The organism is Wenyingzhuangia gracilariae, assembly GCF_056387575.1.
This window is the reverse complement of the sequence record NZ_CM150748.1, coordinates 1828262-1854864: the sequence shown is the minus strand read 5'-3', so window position 1 is coordinate 1854864 and position 26603 is coordinate 1828262. Positions and strand designations below refer to the sequence as shown.

Annotated in this window: 23 protein-coding genes; 16 read left to right on the top strand and 7 right to left on the bottom strand. The window is 32.3% G+C overall.

Annotated features, from left to right (window positions below):
• The first annotated feature begins 10 nt into the window (after positions 1-10).
• Positions 11-760 carry an RDD family protein gene (locus ACY2IJ_RS08095; protein WP_476723857.1) on the top strand — a complete coding sequence of 250 codons (750 nt, stop codon included), beginning with the start codon at positions 11-13 and terminating at the stop codon, positions 758-760.
• Between the two features lie 67 nt (positions 761-827).
• Here ACY2IJ_RS08095 and ACY2IJ_RS08090 read toward each other — a convergent pair whose 3' ends face one another.
• The gene (locus tag ACY2IJ_RS08090) at positions 828-1214 is read right to left on the bottom strand and encodes a DUF805 domain-containing protein (protein ID WP_476723856.1); all 387 of its coding nucleotides are present in this window, start codon (positions 1212-1214) and stop codon (positions 828-830) included.
• A gap of 291 nt (positions 1215-1505) precedes the next feature.
• Between ACY2IJ_RS08090 and ACY2IJ_RS08085 the strand changes: the two genes are divergently transcribed.
• The 9 genes from ACY2IJ_RS08085 to ACY2IJ_RS08045 all read left to right on the top strand — a co-directional run bounded on the left by ACY2IJ_RS08085 (position 1506) and on the right by ACY2IJ_RS08045 (position 11912).
• A complete protein-coding gene (locus tag ACY2IJ_RS08085; protein ID WP_476723855.1) occupies positions 1506-2900 on the top strand; it encodes an anthranilate synthase component I family protein in 1395 nt (464 codons plus the stop codon).
• An 88-nt stretch (positions 2901-2988) separates the two neighbouring features.
• Positions 2989-3576, top strand: coding sequence for an anthranilate synthase component II (locus tag ACY2IJ_RS08080; protein ID WP_476723854.1), 588 nt, complete (start codon positions 2989-2991; stop codon positions 3574-3576).
• 24 nt (positions 3577-3600) lie between these two features.
• Positions 3601-4590, top strand: coding sequence for an anthranilate phosphoribosyltransferase (gene trpD, locus ACY2IJ_RS08075; RefSeq protein ID WP_476723853.1), 990 nt, complete (start codon positions 3601-3603; stop codon positions 4588-4590).
• A gap of 88 nt (positions 4591-4678) precedes the next feature.
• Entirely contained in the window at positions 4679-5461 is a 783-nt protein-coding gene (gene trpC / locus ACY2IJ_RS08070; RefSeq protein ID WP_476723852.1) for an indole-3-glycerol phosphate synthase TrpC, read from the top strand.
• Between the two features lie 90 nt (positions 5462-5551).
• Positions 5552-6181, top strand: coding sequence for a phosphoribosylanthranilate isomerase (locus ACY2IJ_RS08065; protein ID WP_476723851.1), 630 nt, complete (start codon positions 5552-5554; stop codon positions 6179-6181).
• 404 nt (positions 6182-6585) lie between these two features.
• Positions 6586-7791, top strand: coding sequence for a tryptophan synthase subunit beta (gene trpB, locus ACY2IJ_RS08060; RefSeq protein WP_476723850.1), 1206 nt, complete (start codon positions 6586-6588; stop codon positions 7789-7791).
• Positions 7784-8551, top strand: a complete 768-nt coding sequence (trpA, locus tag ACY2IJ_RS08055; RefSeq protein ID WP_476723849.1) for a tryptophan synthase subunit alpha — start codon at positions 7784-7786, stop codon at positions 8549-8551. The genes trpB and trpA overlap by 8 nt, the downstream gene beginning before the upstream one ends.
• Before the next feature lie 332 nt (positions 8552-8883).
• Complete coding sequence (locus ACY2IJ_RS08050) at positions 8884-10320, top strand: glycoside hydrolase family protein (RefSeq protein WP_476723848.1); 1437 nt, start codon at positions 8884-8886, stop codon at positions 10318-10320.
• 161 nt (positions 10321-10481) lie between these two features.
• A complete protein-coding gene (locus tag ACY2IJ_RS08045) occupies positions 10482-11912 on the top strand; it encodes a glycoside hydrolase family protein (RefSeq protein ID WP_476723847.1) in 1431 nt (476 codons plus the stop codon).
• Positions 11913-12151: 239 nt separating this feature from the next.
• Here ACY2IJ_RS08045 and ACY2IJ_RS08040 read toward each other — a convergent pair whose 3' ends face one another.
• The 6 genes from ACY2IJ_RS08040 to ACY2IJ_RS08015 form a co-directional block, all read right to left on the bottom strand.
• Positions 12152-12778, bottom strand: coding sequence for a carbonic anhydrase (locus tag ACY2IJ_RS08040; protein ID WP_476723846.1), 627 nt, complete (start codon positions 12776-12778; stop codon positions 12152-12154).
• 133 nt (positions 12779-12911) lie between these two features.
• A complete protein-coding gene (locus ACY2IJ_RS08035; RefSeq protein ID WP_476723845.1) occupies positions 12912-13541 on the bottom strand; it encodes a carbonic anhydrase family protein in 630 nt (209 codons plus the stop codon).
• 49 nt (positions 13542-13590) lie between these two features.
• Entirely contained in the window at positions 13591-15102 is a 1512-nt protein-coding gene (locus ACY2IJ_RS08030; protein WP_476723844.1) for a SulP family inorganic anion transporter, read from the bottom strand.
• 90 nt (positions 15103-15192) lie between these two features.
• Positions 15193-15516 carry a hypothetical protein gene (locus tag ACY2IJ_RS08025; RefSeq protein ID WP_476723843.1) on the bottom strand — a complete coding sequence of 108 codons (324 nt, stop codon included), beginning with the start codon at positions 15514-15516 and terminating at the stop codon, positions 15193-15195.
• 26 nt (positions 15517-15542) lie between these two features.
• Positions 15543-16817, bottom strand: a complete 1275-nt coding sequence (gene serS, locus ACY2IJ_RS08020; RefSeq protein WP_476723842.1) for a serine--tRNA ligase — start codon at positions 16815-16817, stop codon at positions 15543-15545.
• A 63-nt stretch (positions 16818-16880) separates the two neighbouring features.
• Entirely contained in the window at positions 16881-17828 is a 948-nt protein-coding gene (locus tag ACY2IJ_RS08015; RefSeq protein WP_476723841.1) for a bifunctional riboflavin kinase/FAD synthetase, read from the bottom strand.
• 157 nt (positions 17829-17985) lie between these two features.
• On the opposite strand from ACY2IJ_RS08015, the gene ACY2IJ_RS08010 reads away from it, so the two are divergent.
• From ACY2IJ_RS08010 to ACY2IJ_RS07985, 6 genes are all read left to right on the top strand, one after another.
• Positions 17986-20931: a TonB-dependent receptor plug domain-containing protein gene (locus ACY2IJ_RS08010; protein WP_476723840.1), complete on the top strand. Its 2946-nt coding sequence runs from the start codon at positions 17986-17988 to the stop codon at positions 20929-20931.
• Between the two features lie 175 nt (positions 20932-21106).
• Entirely contained in the window at positions 21107-22615 is a 1509-nt protein-coding gene (gene atpD, locus ACY2IJ_RS08005) for a F0F1 ATP synthase subunit beta (RefSeq protein WP_476723839.1), read from the top strand.
• A gap of 96 nt (positions 22616-22711) precedes the next feature.
• Positions 22712-23005 (top strand): FoF1 ATP synthase subunit delta/epsilon, encoded by a 294-nt coding sequence (locus ACY2IJ_RS08000; RefSeq protein WP_476723838.1) that lies wholly within the window; start codon positions 22712-22714, stop codon positions 23003-23005.
• Between the two features lie 68 nt (positions 23006-23073).
• Positions 23074-24216 (top strand): aminotransferase class I/II-fold pyridoxal phosphate-dependent enzyme, encoded by a 1143-nt coding sequence (locus tag ACY2IJ_RS07995; protein ID WP_476723837.1) that lies wholly within the window; start codon positions 23074-23076, stop codon positions 24214-24216.
• Between the two features lie 5 nt (positions 24217-24221).
• Positions 24222-24851 carry a dethiobiotin synthase gene (bioD, locus tag ACY2IJ_RS07990; protein WP_476723836.1) on the top strand — a complete coding sequence of 210 codons (630 nt, stop codon included), beginning with the start codon at positions 24222-24224 and terminating at the stop codon, positions 24849-24851.
• 83 nt (positions 24852-24934) lie between these two features.
• Positions 24935-26536 carry an OmpA family protein gene (locus tag ACY2IJ_RS07985; RefSeq protein ID WP_476723835.1) on the top strand — a complete coding sequence of 534 codons (1602 nt, stop codon included), beginning with the start codon at positions 24935-24937 and terminating at the stop codon, positions 26534-26536.
• The last annotated feature ends 67 nt before the right edge of the window (positions 26537-26603 follow it).

Sequence of the window (26603 nt, the reverse complement as noted above, 5' to 3'; positions counted from 1 at the left end):
ACTAGCTTTAATGGCAGAAATACAAATTACCACGACCCAAAATGTAAACTTAGATTTTAAGACTGCGGAGTTGAATCATAGGATGGCAGCTTGGTTTATAGATGTATTAGTCAAATCAGCTTACATAGCTGTTTTTGCTTATTTGTTTTTTGGGCTTTTAAATTTGGGAAAGTATTTAAAGACTAACGATCAATGGTCGGTAATTGCTGTGGTTATAGTGTTTTTAATTCCTGTAATTTTTTACACGTTGGTATTAGAAACGATGCTAAACGGACAAACAATTGGGAAAAAGCTAATGAAGCTTAAGGTGCTTAAAATTGATGGTTACCAAACAGGATTCATCGATTTTTTTATAAGATGGGTGATGCGTATTGTAGATCTAAATATGTTTTCTGGAGTTATTGCTTTGGTGTTTATTGGGAGCACTAAAAAATCTCAACGTTTAGGAGGAATTGCATCTGGAACGGCAGTGGTTAGCTTGCGAAATAAAATAAATATTAGCCACACCATTTTAGAAGAAAATTTAGTTTCTAATTACCAACCAACTTATGCATCGGTAGTTAAGTTGTCAGACAACGATGTTAGAATTATTAAAGAACATTTTCTTAGAGCAAAAGCAAATACAGATCATGCTTTGTTGTTAAAGCTAAAAGAAAAAATTATAGCGGTCATTAATCAACAACCCATAGAAGACCAAACAAGTACCGATTTTATAGATATGGTTATTAAAGATTACAATTATTACACACAAAATATGTAATAAAAATAAAAGCCTCTTTAAAAATTTTTAAAGAGGCTTTTTTAATTTTTGTAAAATTAATAGTTGCTTATGCAACACCAATTTCATTCAACTCATCTGTAGGGTTTTTAGGATCGGGTCCATATTGGTTAGGACCTTCATTTCCATTTTTAGCTAAGAGAACAATAATCCAAATCCAACCAATTAAAGGTAAAAACCAAAGAAGTTGAAACCAACCACTTTTGTTGATGTCGTGTAGTCTTCTTGCTCCAACAGCAATGCTAGGTACAAAGACAAATAGAGAATATACATAGCCTAGTTTTGTTGATAATTCCATACCAAATATTAGAGCGAATATGCCTTGAATAGCCCAACTAATAAGAGAGCTAACTAAAGTAAACATCCAATATTCTTTCCTTCTTGCTCTTCCGTTAAAATCTATATACTGTTTTAAAACTTTTAAATACCAATTCATTTTTCTATAGTTTAATTTTTTGTGAAAATACAAAAATGCGTAGAACATAAAAAAAACTATTTACGACTTAATTATAGAATTTAAAAGGAGTTTGTAAATACAATATAAATAATTTGCAAATTCAAAAATCTATGTTAAATTTGTGTCAATGAAATTAGATACAAAAAATACTTGGTGGTGGCACACTCTTAATTAATTAAGCGTGAGTATCATTGTGTATTTTAATCAAATAAATATATAAAGGCTTATCTCACGATAAGCCTTTTTTTATAGTGTATAAGCAAAAAGTTTATGAACAAATTACAATTTAAGACAGTTATTAAAGAGCAGATGGCCGATACGGTAACACCTGTTGGATTATATTTAAGATTTAGAGATCGTTTTGCCAACACCGTTTTGTTGGAAGGGTCTGATTATCATTCAAAAGAAGATAGTTATACCTTTATAGGAATAGATCCTTTGGTTCATATAAAAGCAGAAAATCATTCTTTAAGTTTAAGTTATAGAGACGAAGTGTTGAGTACGGCACCGTTGCAAAGAAATTTTCACGAAATATTTCAGTACTATTCTGATTTAATTCAGACAGATTCTCCTGCAGAATACAAAGCGTTTAACGGTTTGTATGGGTATACAACTTATGATGCGGTTCAGTACTTTGAGAACATCAAATTACAAGCAAAACAAGCAGAATCTGCCATTCCGTTTTTACACTATAGTTTTTTTAGATACGTAATTGCGATCAATCACTTTAATGATGAAATGATTGTGATAGAAAATGTGCCAGAAGGAGAGGAATCTAATATTGATGAAATCATCACTATTGTAAACAATCCAACCTATCAAACACAAGATTTTTCATACGATGAAACAACAGAAACATCAAGCTGTACAGATGAAGAATTTAAAGAATATGTAAGAAAAGGAAAAGCACATTGTAAACGCGGAGATGTATTCCAAATTGTATTGTCTAGACAGTTTCAACAAAAATACAAAGGAGATGATTTTAACTTGTATAGAGCTTTGCGTTCTATCAACCCATCACCTTATTTGTTTTATTTTGATTATGGTAGTTTCCGTTTGATGGGATCATCACCAGAAGCACAAATTAAAGTTAAAAAAGGAATTGCAACCATCAACCCTATTGCAGGAACGTTCAGAAGAACAGGGAATGCAAAAGAAGATCATTTGTTAGGAGAAAAATTATCAAACGATAAAAAAGAAACGGCAGAACACGTAATGTTGGTAGATTTAGCTCGTAACGATATGAGTAAACATGCCGATAATGTTACGGTAGAAGTATTTAAAGAAGTGCAGTACTTTAGTCATGTAATTCACTTAGTATCTACCGTAGTAGGAAAAATAAAAGGAGATCCTTTAAAAATTGTGGGTGATACCTTTCCTGCAGGAACTTTAAGTGGAGCTCCAAAATACAAAGCCATGCAGTTAATAGATACGTACGAATCTCAAAGCAGAGGTTTTTACGGTGGGGCTGTTGGTGTAATTGGTTTGTCTGGAGAAGTAAACCTAGCCATTGCCATTCGTTCTTTTGTAAGTAAAAACAATACGTTGTATTACCAAGCAGGAGCCGGAGTTGTAATGGATTCTACCGAAGAGGGAGAATTGCAAGAAGTAAATAATAAGTTAGCAGCATTAAAGAAAGCTTTGGTGTTGGCAGAGAAAATATAAATTAGTGCCGAGTAAAAAGTACAAAGTGCAAAGTTAGCATAGCTACAGTGCTTAATACTCTATACTCAGTACTCAGTACTAAATAGATATGAAAATATTAATATTAGATAATTACGATTCTTTTACCTACAACCTAGTGCACATGGTAGAAGAAATTACTGGAGAAACTCCAGATGTTTTTAGAAATGATGAAATTCCTTTAGAGGTTGTTGGAGAGTATGATTTAATTATGTTGTCTCCAGGACCAGGAGTGCCAGATGAAGCAGGAATTTTAAAAGAAGTAATAGCAGAATATGCTGGTAAAAAACCAATTTTTGGTGTGTGTTTAGGATTGCAAGCTATTACCGAGGTTTTTGGAGGGAAAATTATCAACATGGACAATGTATTCCATGGAGTAGCAACAGAAATGAAAGTTGTAGATGAAAATGCTGTAATTTTTAAACAGTTGCCTCAATTCTTTTCAGCAGCTAGATACCATTCTTGGATTGCAGATCCTGCAACAATTCCTAGCAATTTAAAAGTAACTTGTGTAGATGAAGATGGAGGGGTGATGGCTATAGAACACAAAGATTTTAATATTAGTGCTGTGCAATTTCATCCAGAATCTATTTTAACACCCGATGGTGAAATAATGGTTCGTGAGTTTATAGAAAATGCAAAAAAGAAGGTATCATAGATCATAAAAGGCCCAAGGAATAAAATGAAGAAAATATTAGCAAGATTATTTGAATACGAAAAGCTAAGTCAGCAAGAAGCTAAAGAAATTTTAATTAGAATTGCCAATCGAGAGTTTAATAATTCACAAATAGCATCTTTCTTAACAGTGTTTTTAATGAGACCCATTACTGTTAACGAGTTGGCAGGTTTTAGAGAAGCATTGTTAGAATTGGCATTAAAAGTTGATTTGTCTGAATTCAATACCATCGATTTGTGTGGAACAGGAGGAGACGGAAAAAACACCTTTAATATTTCTACATTAACTTCATTTATAGTTGCAGGTACAGGTCATAAAGTGGCCAAACATGGTAACTATGGGGTGTCTTCTGCATCGGGTTCTTCTAATATGCTAGAGCATTTAGGATATCAATTTACCAAAGAAGAAAGTATTTTAAAAAACCAGTTAGACAAAGCAAATATTTGCTTTTTACACGCTCCTTTATTTCATCCTGCAATGGCAGCTGTTGGACCTGTAAGAAAAGAAATGGCGGTAAAAACATTCTTTAACATGCTGGGGCCTTTGGTAAATCCAAGTATGCCTCAAAATCAGTTGGTAGGAGTGTTTAACTTGCAGGTAGGTAGGTTGTATAAAAATATTTTAAGTCAAACTTCTGATAATTTTGCAGTAGTACACGCTTTAGATGGTTATGATGAAATTTCGTTAACAGGGCCATTTAAAATTTACAGCAAAAATAACGAACAAATATTACACCCTAGAGATTTTCATTTAGACCAAATTCAACAATCTGATATATATGGAGGAAACACAGTGCCAGAAGCTGCTGAAATTTTTACCCATATTTTAGAGGGAAAAGGAACCCAGGCACAAAACAATGTAGTGTTAACAAACGCAGCATTTGCTTTAAGAACTTTTGATGCTAGCAAATCTTTTAAAGAAGCGTTTGCGCAAGCAGAAGATAGTTTAATGGGAGGAAAAGCCAAACAAAGTTTAAAAACTTTATTAGAGTTATAAAAAGGTGTTCGAGCGGAGTCGAGAACAAAGCGGAGTCGAGAACAATACGAATTAGTTAAAAATTTGTAATTAAGTAATAAGTAATAAGATGACAATATTAGAGAAAATTGTAGCCTACAAAAAGAAAGAAGTTGCAAAAATAAAGGCAGAAGTACAGGTTAAAAAACTAGTAGAAAGTCCTAATTTTAAAAGAACACCACTTTCTTTAAAAAGATCATTATTAGAGGTTGGGTCTACAGGAATTATTGCAGAATTTAAAAGACAATCTCCTTCTAAAGGAATTATAAACGATAAGGCAGATATTTTAGAGGTAACTAACGGATATTTAGATGCCAATGTAGCTGCACAATCTATTTTAACAGATACCCACTTTTTTGGGGGTACCATGGTAGATTTAATGAAAGCTAGAAGTATTAATGAAGTAAAACCAATTCTTAGAAAAGATTTTATTGTAGATGGTTTTCAAATTGTAGAGGCCAAAGCTATTGGTGCCGATGTTATTTTATTAATTGCGGCTTGTTTAACTAAAGAAGAGTTAAAACAATACGGTCAATTAGCAACAGATTTAGGAATGGATGTGTTGTACGAAGTTCATACCCAAGAGGAATTAGATAAAATTGATGCAAACGATAAAATCATCGGAATTAACAACAGAAACTTAAACACGTTTAAGGTAGATTTAGAACATTCTATAGAATTGGCTTCTAAAATTCCAGACAATTGTGTAAAAGTTTCAGAGAGTGGAATTAGCGATCCTAAAATTATTATGGGATTGAAACAATATGGTTTTCAAGGATTCTTAATTGGAGAAAATTTTATGAAAACAGACAATCCAGGGCAGGCTTGTAAAGAGTTTATTGGACAAATGTAAAATATAGTACAAAGTAAATAGTAAAGAGTACAAAAATAGCGTAACTACGGTACTCAATGCTTAATACTCAGTACTCAGTACTTTAAAAATATGAAAATCAAAGTTTGCGGAATGAAATACGATCAGAATATAAAAGCAGTAGCTGGCTTACAACCAGACTATATGGGGTTTATATTTTATCCAAAATCGCCACGTAATTTTGAAGGAATTATTCCTGATATCGATGAAAACATCAAAAAAACAGGAGTGTTTGTAAATGCTCCTATAAGTTTTGTGTTAGAAAAAGTAAAACAACACGGCTTTAAAGCAGTGCAGTTACACGGATCAGAATCGGTAGCCTATTGTCAAGAACTAATCAGTCACGATTTAGATATTGAGTTATTTAAAGTCTTTTCAATTAAAGACGAGTTTGATTTTTCTGTACTAAAAAATTACGAACCTTTTGTAAATTACTTCCTGTTTGATACCAAGGGAAAAGACAAAGGAGGGAATGGTTATACGTTTGATTGGTCGGTGCTAAAACAATACCCATCAACCAAACCTTTTATTTTAAGTGGAGGTATAGGAGTTGATGAAATAGAAAAAGTAAAAGAAATTTTAAAAACTGAGTTGCCTATTTATGCTTTAGACATTAATAGCAAATTTGAAACGGAACCTGCTGTAAAAGATGTGGCCTTGTTGCAGCATTTTTTTAATGAAATAAAAGGTCTTCGAGCGTAGTCGAGAAGTCAAGAAATAAAAAAGGTAATAAAGAAATGTAAACGGTGTTCAAGCGGAGTCGAGAACTATTGTATCTCGACTCCGCTCGATGACCAAGAAAATAAAATAGTATTAATTTGTTATTCGTTTAGTTGTTTAATCGACTTAATATTTTAACAGATTCGTTCACTAAATATAAATACAAGGTCTTCGAGCGTAGTCGAGAAGTCAAGAAATAAAAAGGTAAAAAAGAAATGTAAACGGTGTTCAAGCAGAGTTGAGAACTATTGCATTCCGATTCAGCTCGATGACCAAAAAAATAAAATAGAAACAATAATTAGTGCAGAGTATTTAGCACAAAGTACAAAGTGAGCGTAGCTACTGTACTCAACACTCAATACTCAGTACTCAGTACTATATAAATTATGTCAGAATTTCAAGTAGATAAAAACGGATATTACGGACAATTTGGAGGAGCTTATATTCCTGAATTACTGTATCCAAATGTAAAGGAATTAGAAGGTAGTTATTTGGATATCATTAATTCTGAAGCTTTTCAAAAAGAGTATTTGTATTTGTTAAAACAATATGTGGGTAGGCCAACACCATTGTACTACGCACCTAATTTATCAGACAAATACGGAGCTCATATCTATTTAAAAAGAGAAGATTTAAACCATACAGGAGCTCACAAGGTAAACAATACCATAGGGCAAATTTTAATAGCAAAGCATTTAGGTAAAAAAAGAATTATAGCAGAAACAGGAGCAGGGCAACACGGAGTAGCTACAGCAACAGTTTGTGCATTAATGAACTTGGAATGTATTGTGTTTATGGGAGAAGTAGACATCAAACGTCAGGCACCCAATGTAGCACGTATGCAAATGCTAGGAGCTAAAGTAGTAGCTGCCACAAGTGGAAGTAAAACCTTAAAAGATGCCACCAACGAAGCTATTCGTGATTGGATTCAACACCCAGAAGAAACCTATTATTTAATAGGATCTGTAGTAGGACCACATCCGTATCCAGATATGGTAGCTCGTTTGCAAGCCATTATTTCAGAAGAAATTAAATGGCAGTTAAAAGAACAAACAGGAAAAGAAAACCCAGATACCATTATTGCATGTGTAGGTGGAGGTTCTAATGCTGCCGGAGCTTTTTATCATTATATGGATGATAAAGAAGTACAATTAGTAGCTGTAGAAGCTGCGGGTATGGGAGTAAATTCTGGCGAAAGTGCAGCCACATCTCAATTGGGGCAAGTAGGGGTTATTCATGGTTCTAAAACCATTTTAATGCAAGATGAATACGGTCAAATTGTAGAGCCATATTCTATTTCTGCAGGTTTAGATTATCCGGGAGTAGGACCGTTACATGCGCATTTGTACGAAAGTAAAAGAGGAACCTTTTTAAACGCAACCGATCAAGAAGCCTTAGATGCTGCTTTTGAATTGACCAAATTAGAAGGAATTATTCCTGCCTTAGAAAGTTCACATGCTTTGGCGGTGTTAGGAAAAATGAATTTACAAAAAGACCAAGTTGTTGTCATCAACCTTTCGGGTAGGGGAGACAAAGATTTGGAAACATATATTACAGAATTAGGTAAAAGACAAGCAAGAGGAGATGAGTAAATTAACCCAATTATTTAAGAAAAAACCAAACAGATTGTGTTCTGTTTATTTCACATCAGGATATCCACAGTTAAACGATACCGTTACTGTAATTAAAGGATTAGAAGCTGCTGGAGTAGATTTTTTAGAGGTAGGTTTGCCTTATTCAGACCCTATGGCAGATGGACCTACCATTCAAGAAACAAGTTCTATAGCATTAAAAAATGGAATCAATTTAGATCTTATTTTCAATCAGCTAGCAAGTATTAAAAATCAAGTAAACATTCCGTTAATTGCTATGGGATATTTTAATCAAATGGTGCGTTACGGAGCAGAAAAGTTTTGTGAAAAATGTCAATCTGTAGGAATAGAGACTTTGGTGTTGCCAGATATGCCTATGATTGAATATGAAAACACATACAAAGCTTTGTTTGCTAAATACGGATTGTCTAACGTGTTTTTAATCACACCACAAACATCAGAAGAACGCATTCGTAAAATTGATGCCATGACCGATGCTTTTATTTATGTAGTAGCTTCATCATCCATTACAGGAGCCAAAGGAAGTATTTCGGACAAGCAAATAGCTTATTTTAACAGAATTAAATCATACAACCTAAAAAGTACGTTAATTGCAGGTTTTGGAATTTCTAGTAAAGAAACCTTTAATACAGTTTGCGAACATGTAAACGGAGCTATTATAGGATCTGCATTTGTAAAACACATAGGAACCAACGGTGTAAATACCATTGATAAATTTGTGAAAAATATTATTGGTTAGAGCGTTCCCTACGGTCGGGCTTTTACCACTCGCTTTTTAGATCCTGAAACAAGTTCAGCATCTAAAAGAGCTCAAACAAATGTGCAATCCCTAACGCAAAACAAAAACTTATTGAAACCATTTTAAATTTTCAATAAGTTTTTCTGAAATACTAAAAAAACAAAATAAATCTTTTTTTTAATGATTTGCTATATTTAAGAGTTGTTTAATGGTTTTTTGTTAATTATAATCAGGTTTTTTTTGATATTAAGCAGTCGTATTATGATATAATTGATTGTTGTATTTAAAAGTTATTTACATTCGTTATTATTAATTATTTAAATGCAATAATCATGAGTGTCAAATTCTTAAAATCAAAAATGATTCTGTTTTTTTTAAGTGTAGTTTTTAGTTTGATTTCATGTGAAGAACATAAAATTGTTTCTGAGGAAACTCAACCATTATTTTCTATAGAAAATATTAGGAAAGGGGAACAAAAAGTTACTGCGGCAGCTACAGGAGTAATTGCTAATTTTACTTCTAATGTGTTTGTAGCTAGTGGGGTAGGTTATCAAGGGCCTTCGCAAGCAATTATTAATGGACTGCCTAAGTTTGTAGTGAAACAATTTCCTAGATATAATGCTACACAAAGAATTCAGAGTGCTATAGATCAAGCAAGTAATGGAGGAGGAGGTAGGGTCATCATTAAATCAGGAACTTATACGTTAGGAGCTGTCAATTTAAAATCTAATGTGCATATTAGGATTAAACCTAATGTAATTATTATAGGAGATCAGAGAGATACTAGCCTTGAAGCAAGACAAAGAGAAAAAGATATTTTCTTAATAGGAAGAAGGCAAAATATTAGAAATGTAACTATTGTAGGGGAGGGTAGTGGTGATTCTAGGCCTAAGTTTAGATATTTTAGAGAAGGTACAGAAAGAGGTGTAGGAGGTATTAGAGCTTTTTCAGTAAATGGTGTTAAAAATTGTTTCATTCAAAATATACTTATAGAAGATAACCAAACAAGATTCTCAGGTATTGATTTTAACTTTAACTTTAGTGATATCAGTAGAGCAGGTAGACCTACCAATGTAACAATAGATAATTGTGAGATTAAAAACGCAGCATATGGTTATGGATTGGTTCAATTAAATTGTGGTTTAAATATTTTACTTTCTAATTTAACTGGTGAAGGGGGAGTTACTGCAAGAATTGAGTCGGATAATAGGACTTTTGGAAGTCAAGATATCGGTATAGAGAACGCACACGTACGAAATATATTAACTCGAAATGGTAACACTTCTGTACTTTTACAGCCTTGGAATGTTATTAACGGAAATGTTTTTATAGATGGTGTACATGCTATAAATTGTAATTTTGCGGTAGAAACTCAAGATGGTTATATGGATACAACAGGAAGAGGTAGATTTGGTCCTAATTCTTCTATTAGGAATGTTAGTCATGAATATGGACTTACTGCAACTAATCATTTTGCTCATTTAGAGGCTATTCCAAATTGTCTACTGAGTTTCTTTTTAAGAAATAATAATCCAGATGCGGAGGATAGTGGAGCAAGAGTTGGGCCTTCCGTATGTGTTGTAGGAGATTTTATTACGAGAGACACCAATAGAATTAATATATTGCAAAATACTGTTAGTGCATCGGTACCAATAAATACAAACCCTGCAAATACAGTAACTTCAAGAGTAGATATTTTAACAGGAATAGCCATTGCACATAGAGGTACAGATCCTAACAAACAGTGTGGTTGGAGAGCGTATAATTAATTACTTATGGAGGACTAAATTTTTAAATATTTCATATTGTTTAGATTATTACAAACAACTAAAAAATATTCCATAGTGCTTTTTTAAATCTTTAATAAGTTTGTCCTTTATTTTAATACCATAAAAGTAAAATTAATATTTTGCTGTTTAAAAGAATAGTTATGAATACTAAATTGTTAAGTAAAAGAAATATTGCTTTTTTTTTAAGTTTTGTCTTTTTTTTAAGTTCTTGTAGTAAGAATCTATCATCACCTGAAGTTATAGAAGAAATAGAAAACGTAGGAAAAACAAATGATGAAGAAATTACTGTTGCTGCTACGGGGGCTAAACTAGAGATCATTCCTAATGTGTTTATTGTTAAAGGTATAGGCTATCAAGGTCCATCACAAAGTGAAATTAATAACTTACCCAGATTTATTATTTCTGAACTTCCCATGGATAATGCTACGCAAAGAATCCAAAATGTCATAGACGAGGCAAGTAATGTAGGGGGAGGTAGAGTTGTTATTGAAGCTGGTAGATACATTTTGAAAGAGATTAATTTAAAATCAAATGTGCATATTCGATTGAAACCCAATGTCGTTATAGAAGCAGATCAAAGAGATACGAGTCCTAGTGCTACCAAAAAAACAAAAGAAATTTTCTTGCTTGGAAGAAGACAAAACATTAAAAACGTGTCTATTGTAGGAGAGGGTACAGGAGATGCTAGAGTTCGATTCAAATATTTTAGAGAATCAGAAGAGCGACGTGTTGGAGGAGCAAGGGCTTTTTCGGTAAATGGAGTGACTAATTGTTTTATTCAAAATATACTTATAGAAGATAATCAAACAAGATTTTCAGGTATTGATTTTAACTTTAACTTTAGTGACATCAGTAGAGCAGGTAGACCTACCAATGTAACAATAGATAATTGTGAGATTAAAAACGCAGCATATGGTTATGGATTGGTTCAATTAAATTGCGGTTTAAATATTTTACTTTCTAATTTAACAGGTGAAGGGGGAGTTACTGCAAGAATTGAGTCGGATAATAGGACTTTTGGAAGTCAAGATATTGGTATTGAGAACGCACATGTGCGAAATATATTAACTAAAAATGGGAATACTTCTGTGCTTTTACAGCCTTGGAATGTTGTTAACGGAAATGTTTTTGTAGATGGCATACATGCTGTAAATTGTAATTTTGCGGTAGAAACTCAAGACGGGTATATGGATACGGCAGGTCAAGGTAGGTTTGGATCAGATTCTTATATTAAGAATGTGAGTCATGAATACGGACTTACTGCAACTAACCATTATGCGCATTTGTCGGCAATTCCTAATTGTCTGTTAGGTTTTTTTAAAAAAGGAGAGAACCCTGATGCCGAAGACACTGGGTCAAGAGTAGGGCCTTCTGTAAGTGTTGTTGGAGACTTTATAACTAGAGAACCCAATAGGATTAAAGTTTTTGAAGAAACTGTAAGAGCTATGGTGCCTGAGAATAGAGATGTTGCAAATACAGTAGAGTCAAGGTCTAAAATTTTAGTTGGAAAATCTGATGCTCATAGAGGAAATGATCTTAGTAAGCAATGTGGCATTGGAGCTTATAATTAACGAGAATAGAGATATAGGGAGAGTCTACTTAAAGTCATGTGATCCTGATGATATCTTTTTTATACTCTGTTTGTTTATAAATAATCACTAAAAAATAGAAAGAGTTAAAAACGAGCAAATTATTCCAATCTAGTTCAAGGTTTGAAGGATAATTAGGGAAATATGATTATTTTTATTAATGTATATGAATTAAGAAATAAATATAAACATTTTGGAAATTCACAAGGCTTTTTTGATGATTAGTGTAATCTATAAATTTCTCTAATTTGATCTAGAATTTTTTCAAAATCAATTTTTAAATCTATCAATTTACCAGAGTGAATATCAAAAACCCATCCGTGAACAGTTACTTTTCTGTCGTTGTAAGCTTGTTGAAACTCCGAAGTTTTAATAACATTTACACATTGCTCTTGAACGTTTAATTCTACCAAACGTTTGTATTTTTTGTCTTCGTCTTTAATCGTGTTTAATTCATCTTTGTGAATCCTGTATACATCTCTAATATTACGTAACCAAGGGTTTAAAATTCCTAAGTCTTTAGGTTGCATAGCTGCTTTAACACCTCCACAGTAATAGTGACCACAAACCACAACGTGATTTACTTTTAAGTGCATTAACGAATAATCAATAACAGACATTGCGCTTAAATCTGTGTTAGGAACCATATTAGCTATGTTTCTGTGCACAAAAGCTTCACCAGGTCCAACTCCCATCATTTCTTCGGCAGTTACTCTACTATCAGAACATCCAATATAAAGTATTTCTGGATTTTGTCCTTTAGACATGTCTTTAAAATAGTCTGTATCAATAGCTAATTGATGTTGTACCCATTTCTTGTTGTTTTCAAATATTTTTTGAACCTCCATAAGTAAGATTTTTAGAGTTTTTTAGGATTTGTTTTATAGGTAGTAGTACAGTTGTTTTAAAGTTCTAAGATAGTTTATAGAAACTAAAAAAGAGGCCTTATGACCTCTTTTAAACTATTGTGCAATATTGTTTTTAACTTAAAAACGTTACAGAACCATCGCTAACATTGTACATGGCTCCAACAATCATAATTTCTCCTTTTTGTTCCATGTCTGACAAAACATCACTTTCGTTTCTAATTCTCTCTATGGTAAGTTTTACGTTTTTTTCCGAAACGTTGTCTACAAACTCTAAGTTAGCAGAGGTTCTTAAACTTTCTTCTTTAGGTTCTTTAATAGAGTTTACAGCAGGTTTAATATTGTTAAGCATGGCTGTAAGGTTTCCTAGTTTAGCATTGTCACAAGCACCTTTTATAGCTCCACAACTAGTGTGTCCTAAAACTACTATTAATTTTGTTCCTGCTAATTTACAGGCAAATTCCATAGAACCTAAAATGTCTTGATTCACAAAGTTACCTGCAATTCTAATACTAAAAATATCTCCTAATCCTTGGTCAAATACAAGCTCTGCAGATACTCTAGAATCTATACAGCTTAAAATAGTTGCAAAAGGAAATTGTCCTTCGCTAGTATCATTTACTTGTTCTAATAAGTTTCTATGTGCTTTTAAGTTGTCTTGAAACCTTTGATTACCTTCTTTTAAAAATTGTAATGACTTTTCTGGAGTCATTGTAGCTTGCGTTTCTTTAGTGTGTGCTTTCATTTTTTAATACTTTTATGGTTTGTATAGCGAACTAAATACGGTGTTAAAATTACGATTTTACTACTTTTATATGAGGCATTGGTTTGTTGTGTTTGTGTAGATTTATATCCAAATCAACCAATGTCAATTTAATTTCTTTGTTAGCAGCTTTAATCGCAAAATCTTGAATAATTTCTACAATATCCAAATGTATAAATTGTGTTTTAGTAGCAATAATAGTTACAATACTTTTTTCTGGAATTTTATCCAATATTTTTAAAACAGAGGCTTTGTTTAAAAACGTAACATCTTCTGATAGTTCAAGGGTATAAGTTCCAATGTCTCCATTTTTACTGTGTTCTAAAAAATAAGGAATTTTGTAGTTGTTTCTTAATATAATAAAAATAGCTACGGCTATTCCTAATCCAATTCCCATCAATAAATCTGTAGCAACAATACCTACTACAGTAACAACAAACGGAATAAATTGATCCCATCCTTCTTTGTACATTTTTTTAAATGTAGCTGGATTTGCCAATTTATAACCTACAATTAATAGAATAGCGGCTAAAGTTGCTAATGGAATTTGATTTAATAAAGTAGGGATTAATAAAATACTGATGAACAATAACAATCCGTGAAAAATAGTTGAGGTTTTGGTTTGTCCTCCTGCTTGTACGTTGGCAGAACTACGAACAATAACCTGAGTAACAGGCAAACCTCCTATAAGTCCAGCGCACATGTTACCAATACCTTGTGCTATTAATTCTTTGTTGGTAGAAGTGGTTCTTTTTTGAGGATCTTGTTTGTCTGAGGCTTCTACACAAAGAAGAGTTTCTAGACTAGCTACAACTGCAATTACAATAGCTGTAGAATAAACAGCAGGGTTTAATAGACCTTTAGAAAAATTGGGAAAAGTAAAATTGTTTAAAAATTCTGTAGGCGATGTAGCTACGGGAATTTTAACTAGAAAATTTGTATTGATGGGAAATACAAATATTTGTAGTAAAATACCAACTGTAACGGCTAATAATGCACCGGGAATAATAGCTAGGAAACTAATTTTTTGAATAAACTTAGTTTGCCATAGTAATAAAATACCTAAAGAAATTGCAGTAATAATAGCTACGTTAAAAGTGATTCCTGTTTTAATTGCTTCAAAGTTTTGGGCTCCAAGTGCATTGGGAATTTGTTTGTAAAAAATTAAAATACCAATACCAGCTAACATTCCCTTAATTACAGAAGATGGAAAATAATAAGCCACAATACCTGCTTTTAAAATTCCCATTATTAACTGTAGCAATCCGGCAAGAATTACACTTACCAAAAATATTTCAAAGCTACCTAAGTCTGTAATAGCGTTTAAAACAATTACAGCCAATCCGGCAGCAGGTCCACTAACACCTAGTGCAGAGTTACTAAGAGACCCTACAACTACACCTCCAATAATTCCACTAATAATACCAGAGTATAATGGAGCTCCAGATGCTAGAGCAATCCCTAAACATAGGGGAAGTGCCACTAAAAAAACTACAATACTTGCAGGAAAATCTTTAGATAGATTTTTTTTGAAATTATTCATATCGTTCATTGCTTAAATTCTTTAACATGTTGTAGTAAAACACTCTAATTTAAAAACTAGGTGTTGAATAAAATAGACGTAATTTTTATTTTAAAAAATATCTGGCGGAGGAGTGTGTACCTTTAAATACGGTAACGTGATTTTTAATAAAGAATGGAAAACGGTGAGTAAAGAAGCGTTGGTGTAATTTTCACGATCATCATCGTTAAAATGATTGTATTTGTTGTAAACTTCCTTACCTATTTTACTTTCTTTTTCATTTGGTTCTTCTTCTAATAATTGTTGAGAGGTTACTTTTTTAACAGTATTAGCTATATCAGTAGCTACTTTTAAAGAAGAGGCAAACACAATACAAAATACCATTGTAAGCATTAATAGTAGTGTTACGGGCTTAACTTTGTATTGTGTTTGCATGATTTTTTTTATAATCTGTAAATTTCTTACTTAATATAATCAAATCCAGTGTAAGGAACTAATACTTCGGGTATTTTAATGCCCTCTTCAGTTTGATAGTTTTCTAAAATAGCAGCTAATACTCTAGGTAATGCTAAAGAACTACCGTTTAAAGTATGTGCTAAAGTGCTTTTTCCTTCTGCGTTTTTGTATCTTAATTTTAATCTGTTGGCTTGAAAAGTTTCAAAGTTAGAAACAGAACTAATTTCCAACCATCGGTCTTGACCTGCAGAAAAAACTTCAAAGTCATAAGTTAATGTAGAGGTAAATCCTAAATCGCCACCACATAAGTTTAATATTCGATAAGGTAATTTTAATTCACGTAGAATTTCTTTTACATGATTTACCATTCCGTTTAGAGCTTCAGCAGATTTATCTGGATGTTCTATTCTTACAATTTCTACTTTGTCAAATTGATGCAATCTATTTAGACCACGTACATGTGCTCCGTAAGAACCTGCTTCTCTTCTAAAACAAGGTGTGTATCCTGTTAAGCAAATAGGAAAATCTTCTTCTTTTAATAATTCGTCTCTAAAAATGTTGGTCATAGGTACTTCTCCTGTAGGGATTAAGTACAAATCATCAATTGTAGAGTGGTACATTTGACCTTCTTTATCTGGCAATTGACCGGTTCCCATTCCAGAAGCTTCATTTACCAAATGAGGTACTTGTGTTTCTTCGTATCCTGCGGCTGTATTTTTATCTAAAAAATAGTTAATCAATGCACGTTGTAAACGAGCACCTTTTCCACGGTATACAGGAAAACCAGCACCTGTTATTTTGTTCCCTAGTTCAAAATCAATCAAATTGTATTTTTTGGCTAGTTCCCAATGAGGTAATTTGTTGTCGTTTAATGTAGGTACGTTTCCTTCTTCAAAAATGGTTTCGTTATCGTCTTCTGAGCTTCCTGCAGGAACAATAGCGTTAGGAACGTTTGGAATGCTGTATAGTAAATCTAGTAGTTTTGCTTCTGCAGTATTATAAAGTTCTTGTAATTCTTTAGATTCTGCTTTTAATTTTCCAGATTTTTCTTTTAATAAATTGGCTTTTTGTGCTTCTCCAGATTTGAAAAGCATACCAATTTCTTTATTTAACGTGTTAGATGTTGCAAGAACAGCATCTAATTTTGCTTGTGTACTTCTTTTTAATTCATCTGTAGCTAAAACTTCATCAATTATAGCTTCTGCGTTTTTAAAGTTACGTTTGGCTAATCCGACCAATACGCTTTCTTTATTTTCTCTAATAAAAGGGACTTGTAACATGCCTGTATAATTATTTGTAGCAAAGTTAATCTTTCCATTGAAACACAGAAACAATCTGTGAATTTAAGGTGTTTTGTTTTTTTGGGTAGTTTGTATGTAATTTAGACTGTTTTCCTTATCAATAGCAAGTTGTTTTTTAAGGGCATCTAAAGAATAAAATTTTTCTTCATCTCTTAAAAAATGTAAAAACTCTATTCTAATGTCTTCTCCGTAAATGTTAAAATCAAAATTAAAAAGATGAGCTTCTATAGTTTTGTTTTTTCCGCTAACGGTAGGTCTGTTCCCTATGTTTAACATACCGTAATATAAATTGTCTTTATAAATAGCTTTTACTACATAAACCCCATTTTTGGGAGTTAGCTTGTAAACTTCGGGAATTTCTATATTGGCTGTAGGGTAGCCAATGGTGTTTCCTAATTGTTGACCTTTAACAACAATTCCATTTATAAAAAAAGGTTTGGTTAAATACTCGTTGGCGGTTTCTATTTGTCCGGTTTGTAGAGCTGTTCTAATTTTGGTAGAGCTTACGGCAGTGTTATTAATGTCTTGAGCTTTTATTTCTTTAAGCTTAAAATCAAAAGTATGACTGTACTCTGTAAGTTGATCAAAATCTCCTTCTCTATTTTTTCCAAATCGATGGTCATATCCTATAACCAATTCTTTTACGTTTAGTTTGGTTACCAAAACATCTCTAACAAAATCAAAAGCTGTTAAGTTAGAAAAATCTCTATCAAAAGGCTGAATGACTAAATAATCTAAATCGGTATTTGATAAAATATCAATACGTTCATCAATTGTGTTGATTAATCGGATAGAATTGTCAGATTGCACCACCATTCTTGGATGGGGAAAAAAAGTAAGTAATACAGATTTTAGACCTCTTTCTTTAGCTTCTTTAAAAAGCTGATCCAGAATTTTTCTGTGCCCAACATGTACTCCGTCAAAAGTTCCAATAGTAACTACCGTAGCTATGTTTTCAGGAAAATTATGATAGTTGTGAATGACTTCCAAATGCAAAAAATTTAAATACAAATTTAGCAATAGTATTTTTAAATAAATTGATGATAATGAAGAAAAAAAACAACGAATTGTATAAAAAACAAAACAAATTATTAGCATTTGTTTATTTTTTGTATTTTGTAGTTGAACAACTATATCCCTAAACTATATGAAAATCAAACTTTCAACTATTTTTTTTGTGCTATTTAGCATTGGAATTTATGCACAGCACACGGTAATTATTAAAGGTAAGGTGTTAGATAAAAAGAATAATACTGCAGTAAATACCGCAATTGTAAATGTTTTAGGAACTTCTAAGAATGCAATTGTTAATGCTAATGGAGAATTTATTTTAGAGCTAAAACAGCATCCGCCTATAAAAATTACCATTCAAGCTATAGGTTATAAAGACTATAATTATTTGGTAACATCAAAAGAAGAAGAAGTTACCGTTTTGTTAGAGGAAGATATTACAAGCCTTGATGCAATTGTATTGTCGGCATCTAGAACTCCAGAACGAGTTTTTGAATCTCCAGTTTCTGTAGAAAGAATGGGAATTACAGCTATAGAAAACACTACATCTCCTAGCTTTTACGATGGATTAGAAAATATGAAGGGGGTAGATGTGAATACTGGAGGGTTGACATTTAAATCTATAAACACAAGAGGATTTGCTGCTATAGGAAATACACGTTTTGTACAATTGGTTGATGGAATGGATAACTCATCGCCTGGATTAAACTTTCCGTTAGGTAACCTAATTGGGTTGAATGAATTAGATGTGTTGTCTGTAGAGTTGTTACCCGGTGCTTCATCTGCATTGTATGGAGCCAATGCCTTTAACGGAATTATGTTTATGCGTAGTAAAAGTCCATTTACACACCAAGGTACAAGCGTATATGGTAAAGCAGGAGTTACCAATTCTGAAAGCACAGGGGTTAATGAATTTGTAGATGTAGGAGTAAGAGTTGCTAAAAAAGTTAACGATAGGCTTGCGTTTAAATTTACTTCTTCTTTATTGAAAGGTACCGATTGGTTTGCATCAGACACAAGAAATATAGATAATGATGGTAGAGTTGTGGCAGGAGATAAAAGTACAATTGATTATAATGGAATAAATATATATGGAGATTTAATCAAAACAAATTTAAAAGATGTTGCGCAAACTTTAGCCGATGCAGGAATACCTATAGATCCAAATGATTTTGATCCAAAAGATGTTGTTTCTAGAACAGGGTATTCGGAACAAGATTTGATTAACTCTGGTACAGATAGTTTTAGAGCTTCTTTTTCGGCACATTTCAAACCAATAAAAGAAGATGATGAAACAGAAATTATTTTGAGTAGTAAATTTGGAACAGGAAATACGATTTATCAAGGTGCAAGTAGATATGCTTTAAGAAATTTTATCATGCATCAGCATAAATTAGAAATTCAATCTAAACATTTAATGTTTAGAAGTTATGTAACTTTAGAAAATGCGGGAGATTCTTATGATATTCGCTTTGCAGGAGTAAATACTTTGGGAACTTCTAACGGAGGAAATAAACAATGGTTTGGAACTTATGCCAGAGCCTATGCAAAGGCTATAAATACGCCAGGAGTAAACTCTACAGAGGCTCATGCTACTGCAAGAGTAAAAGCAGATAAATTAAGGTTGAATCCAAACTCAGCAGAATTTAGAACAGACTTTAACAATGTTATTAACAATGCAGATTTAACACAAGGAGCTAAATTTGTAGATAGTTCTAGGTTGTATCATTCGGATTTGAATTATAATTTTCATGATTTGATTGAATTTGCCGAAGTACAAATAGGAGCTTCTGCACGTAGATATGTTTTAAACTCTGAGGGAACCATATTTACAGATACCAAAAATGACAACATAAATTATGATGAGTTTGGGATTTATACTCAATTGCAAAAAACATTTTTAGAAAATAAATTAAAATTAACAGGGTCTTTACGTTATGACAAAGCTCAAAATTTTGATGGAAATTTTTCGCCAAGAGCATCCGTTTCTTACAATGTAGATTCAGAACGAAATCACAATATAAGGGCTTCGTTTCAAACAGGGTTTAGGAATCCAACCACACAAGATCAATATATAGGATTGTATTTAGGAAATACAATATTAATAGGATCTGCCAATGACAATCCTCAAAGGTATAATAGAGAGTTTGAGGTAAGTTCTCAAGCAGGACAATATGTAGCAAATGGAACAAGTATTAATTTTAATGGGTTGCAAGGGTATACAAATTCTTTTACAAAATCATCAGTAGAAGCTTTTGGTAAAGCCGTAACAGATAGAGCTACAGAAATTGTTGTGAGTTCTGGGGGAGCAGTTTCTGAAAGTGATGCAAAGAAACAAGCAGCAGCAGAAAATTCAGGCTTGTTAAAACAGTCTAATGTTGATTATATAAAACCAGAGCAAGTAAAATCTTATGAATTTGGATATAGAGGTAGATTGTCTAAACACACGGTGTTAGATTTTAGTGCATATTACAATCAATACAAAGATTTCATTGCACTAGTAACCACTGTAGCTCCATTGTATGGAGATGTTTCTGCAGGGATAAGTTTAGCAGAATTGCAGAGTCCAGCACCTATTAACAATTCTAAATTATTGTTAAATGCAATAGCAGAAGGAGAATTTACCCCTACTACATTGTATACCAATACCAATGCAGACGTAGCATCATATGGAGTAAATGTTGGTGTTGAAACTAAAATAATTGGAAATTATGATTTTGGAATAAATTACGCATACGCAAAGCAAGTTTTTGACCAGGCAGACGATCCTGATTTTGAAACAGGATTTAACACCCCAGAACATAAAGTAAAAATGTCTTTAGGAAATACAGATATATATAAAGGACTTGGTTTTGGAGTAAATGTACGTTGGCAAGACAAGTTTTATTGGCAATCTAGTTTTGTAGATGCACAAATAAACGCAAGAACCTTAGTAGATTTACAGCTGATGTATAATATAGATGATTGGAATTCTAAAATAAAATTAGGAGGAGCAAACATATTAGGGAATGAATATGAATCAGCACCAGGAGCAGGAACCGTGGGGTCTCAGTTTTATGGATCATGGACCTATAATTTTTAAAATTTTCAAACTAATAGTCAGTAGATTGAATTAAATTATAAGATAATTAAAAACAAGGCTATTTTTTTACAAAATGAGTTGTACGCAATGATAAAAAAATTATCTTTGCACACACTTAAATACGTGAAATCATTTAAGAAAAAACTAGAAATTAAATTCTTTTAATAGTATAAAAATGTCTAAAACAACAGGTAAAATCGCTCAAATTATTGGACCAGTAATTGATGTTGCTTTCGAAACTGGGACTAAGCTTCCAAAAATTTACGATTCTTTAATAATTAACCGCAAGAACGGTAATGTATTAGTGTTAGAGGTTGAACAACACATTGGTGAAAATACAGTAAGATGTATTGCGATGGATTCTTCTGATGGATTGTCAAGAGGTCAAGAAGTAGTTGTTACTGGGGAACCTATTAAAGTTCCTGTTGGAGATAACATTTACGGAAGATTATTTAACGTGTCTGGAGACCCTATTGATGGATTACAAGATTTGCCAAAAGATGGTGCAAATGGATTGCCAATTCACAGAGATGCTCCAAGATTTGAAGACTTATCTGTATCTACAGAAGTTTTATTTACAGGAATTAAAGTAATTGACTTAATTGAGCCTTATGCAAAAGGAGGTAAAATTGGTTTGTTTGGTGGAGCCGGAGTAGGTAAAACAGTATTAATTCAGGAATTGATTAACAACATTGCAAAAGGACACGGAGGTTTATCTGTATTTGCAGGAGTTGGAGAAAGAACTCGTGAAGGAAATGACTTGATGCGTGAAATGATTGAAGCAGGAATTATTTCTTACGGAGAAGCTTTTGAGCATTCAATGGAACAAGGAGGATGGGATCTTGAAAAGATTGACCATGAAAAAATGAAAGAATCTAAAGTAACGTTTGTATTCGGACAAATGAACGAACCACCTGGTGCACGTGCTCGTGTAGCTTTGTCTGGTTTAACAATTGCTGAGTATTTCCGTGACGGAGCTGGAGATGGACAAGGTAAAGATGTATTGTTTTTCGTAGATAATATTTTCCGTTTTACACAAGCAGGATCTGAAGTATCAGCTTTGTTAGGACGTATGCCATCAGCAGTAGGATACCAACCAACACTAGCAACTGAAATGGGAGCTATGCAGGAGCGTATTACTTCTACTAAAACAGGATCTATTACATCTGTACAAGCAGTATATGTACCTGCAGATGATTTAACTGACCCTGCACCAGCAACAACGTTTGCTCACTTAGATGCAACAACTGTATTGTCTCGTAAAATTGCTGAATTAGGTATTTACCCAGCGGTAGATCCATTAGATTCTACTTCAAGAATTTTAACAGCTGAAATTTTAGGAAAAGATCACTATGACTGTGCTCAAAACGTAAAAGAGTTGTTACAGCGTTACAAAGAATTACAAGATATTATTGCAATTCTAGGTATGGAAGAATTGTCTGAGGAAGATAAATTGGTTGTACACAGAGCTCGTCGTGCACAACGTTTCTTATCTCAGCCATTCCACGTAGCAGAACAGTTTACAGGAATACCAGGTGTGTTGGTAGATATTAAAGACACCATCAAAGGATTCAACATGATTATGAATGGTGAATTAGATAAATATCCAGAAGCTGCTTTTAACTTAAAGGGATCAATTCAAGAAGCAATTGATGCTGGAGAGAAAATGTTAGCAGAAGCATAATCAATGAACAATTTGCAATGAGCAATTAACAAAAGTTTTAATTGACCATTTGTAAGTATTGAACATTGTTAATTATTAATTGTTAATTGATAAAAAATGTATTTAGAAATAGTATCACCAGAAGCCGTTTTGTTCTCTTCAGAAGTAGATTCTGTATCAGTACCAGGAGTACAAGGAGAGTTTCAAATGTTAAATAACCATGCTTCTATTGTATCTGTTTTAGGGAAAGGTATCGTGAAAATTCACGTACACACTCAAGAACATTTAGAGTTTGATGAATTGTCTGGAGATGTAAATCCTCATATAGATGATGATAAAATTCTAACCTTAAAAATTAAGAGTGGAACTGTTGAAATGAAAGACAATAAAGTTATGATTTTAGCAGACTAAAACAATCTAATTAAAATAATAAAAACGCTATCTAATTTTTAGATAGCGTTTTTTATTTTTGCGAGACCATGTACAAACTACCTCAAAAATTACAACAAAAATTAGACCTAAGAAATAAAGAAAATTCTTTTAGAACTTTGCATTTATTTCAAGAGGGTATTGATTTTTATTCAAATGATTATTTGGGTTTTTCTAGATCAGAAACAATAGCTCAAAGGGCTATAGATTTATTAAGAAATAATAAAGGTTGGAACGGTAGTACAGGGTCTAGGTTAATCTCAGGTACCCATAAATTACATATTGATGTAGAAGAATATTTGGCTAAATTCCATAATGCCAAAGCAGGGTTGTTGTTTAATTCTGGTTACGATGCAAACGTAGGATTGTTTTCATCTATTCTACAAAAAGGAGATGTTTTGCTATATGATGAATTGATTCATGCTTCTGTTAGAGATGGTATTAGAATGGGATTGGCAAATAGTTATAAGTTTAAACACAATCATGTACCTGACTTAGAAGCTAAAATTATACGTTGTAAAAAAAACAATGCAAATAATATATACATAGCTATAGAAACTATTTATTCTATGGATGGAGATAATGCTCCGTTACAAGATATTGTAGATATATGTACAAAACACAATGCTTACTTAATTGTTGATGAAGCACACTCTGGTGGAGTATATGGAAAAAATGGAAGAGGATTGGTTTGTGAATTAGGTTTGGAATCATATGTGTTTGCAAGAGTGCATACGTTTGGAAAAGCATTGGGTTGCCATGGAGCTGTTGTTTTAGGTACTCAAGCATTAAAAGATTATTTAATTAATTTTTCTCGATCTTTTATTTACACAACAGCTATTCCATTGCATGCAGTAGCGACTATTAAGGCCTCTTATTTAGAGCTAGGACAAACCACAGCTATTGATGATTTAAGAAGCTTAATTGATTATTTTACAACGCAAATAGAATTGTTAAAACTTAAAGAATTCTTTATTATAAGCAATAGTACAATTCATTGTTGTGTTATTCCTGGAAACCATCAGGTAAAAACAATAGCTTCCCAAATTCAAGAATTGAATATCAATGTAAAAGCTGTATTATCTCCAACGGTTCCTAAAGGTAAAGAAAGACTTCGTTTTTGTTTGCATGCTTTTAATAATACCAAGGAAGTAGATTTGGTGTTAAACCTTTTGTCAAAACATTTAAAATAAAAAACATGTTAAAAAATATATTTGTAACAGGAATATCTACAGATGTAGGTAAAACACTTGTGTCTGCAGTTATAGTAGAAGCTTTAAAAGCAGATTATTGGAAACCGATACAGTCAGGAGAGTTAGAATATTCTGATATGGATAAGGTGAAAAATTTGATATCTAATAAAATATCAACATTTTTTCCTAATAGTTATGCGTTGCAAACACCTATGAGTCCACATGCTGCTGCAGAAATAGAAAATATTACCATAGAATCCAACAAAATTAAAATTCCACAGACTACAAATACTTTGGTGATTGAAGGAGCTGGAGGAATTTTAGTACCTATAAACAATACAGAAACAATAGCAGATCTTATTCCTAATAATGCGTTTGTTGTAGTGGTGTCTAGACATTATTTAGGGAGTATCAATCACACATTAATGACATTGGAGTTGTTAAAACAAAAAGGCTATAAAATAGGACTAATTTTTAGTGGAAATGAGCACAAATCTACAGAAGAAATTATAGAGAAAATGAGTGGTGTTCGTAGTATAGGTAGAATAGAAGAACAATCACAAATTAATAAAACCACAATAAAAAAACTGGCTCATCAGTTAGAAAAGGCTTTGTTGCAAGAGCTAAAAGCTTAATTTATTGTTTTTTATAAAATAAAAAATAACATTTATCATTATTTAAAAGGGCAAATGTGTATTTTTGCGCAAAAAATATACAAATGCATAAAAGAATGTTATTGATATTAGCTTGTTTAATTGTAAGAATTGCAAGCTTTGCTCAATATAAAGAGACTAAGGTTACTTTTAAAGATCAGCAATACAGATTAAGAACTTTAGAGTTGAATACAAAATTTTGTGAGTATGGTGTAAACTATATCAATAACAAAACAATTATGTACTCTGGTCCAGATGAACAAAGTGTGATTCGCTCTAAAAAAAATGCAACTATAGAATTAACACAAGGTTTGGTTACAAACGAAGGGAATGTGTTAGATATAGAAAAGTTTTCTATGGATTTAAATTCTAGATTTCAAGAAGCCAATTTTGCATTTACTAAAGATGGTAAATATGTTTATTTTACGAGTGGAAATAAGAATAGTGACAAAGGAATCAGAAACTATCAAAAAATTGAATTGTATGGAGCTAATGTTGTAAACGGAACCATTAAAAACATCCAATTATTACAATTCAATGACAGAAAATCTTTCAACGGACATCCTTGCTTAGCAGATAACGACAAAACATTGTATTTTATTTCTGATAGACCTGGTGGATACGGAAAAATGGATATATATAAAGTAGCTATTTTTAATTACAATTCTTACGGAGATGCCATTAATTTAGGAGATAAAATTAATTCATCAGAAGATGATGTGTATCCTTTTGTAGATATAGACGGAACGCTTTATTTTTCATCTAATAGACAAGGAACCAAAGGAGGTTTAGACGTATATGGAGTGTCGTTAACTAATTCTTTAGACAGTGTTTATCAATTGCCATCACCCATAAATTCATCTAAAGATGATTTTGGTTTTGTGTTGTCTTCCTCAAATTATGGATTTTTATCATCTAATAGAGATGGAGGAAAAGGAGATGATGATATCTATTCATTAAAACTAAACGGTCTTCAGAATATTACAGGTATTGTAAAAAATAAAGAAACAAAAAAAGGATTGCCCAATACAATTATAAATATTTATAAAAAAGGAGTTTTAGTAGATTCATTACGAACCAATAACCATGGAGTTTTTACATCTGATTTAAAGGTTGAGTGCAATGATGAGTTTAAAATAAAAGCTGTTAAAGAAAATTATTTAGCAGATTCTACTCAAATAACAACACCTAACATTCGATACTTTTCAAATAAAGTATCTTTTAATTTAACGGAAATTATTAAAAAGAAAGAATCAGAAAAAGTAGAAAATAAAGTAACAAAAGAAGCTGTTTTAAAACTTACAAGTTTAGACATAGAACCGATATATTATAGTTTTGATGCATGGAAAGTAGAGGATAAGGCTGAGTTGGTATTAAATAATTTGGTAAATGTGTTAAAACAACATTCTAATGTAATTATAAAGATTAGTTCTTACACAGATGTTAGAGGTGGAGAAATATGGAACCAAATGTTATCTGACAAAAGAGCCAAGGCTGTGGTTGATTATTTGGTATCTAAAGGAATAGCTACAGACAGATTAAAAGCCAAAGGATATGGAGAAACCAATTTGGTAAATAAATGTGGAGAAGGAGTAATTTGTAGTGAAAAAGAACACGAACAAAACCGAAGAACAGAATTTAGTATTGTGTTAGAAGAACAAGAATAAATAACAAAATTTTAAAATATAAGGGAGCTTTTAATTAAAAGCTCCTTTTTTTATTTGCTACCATTTC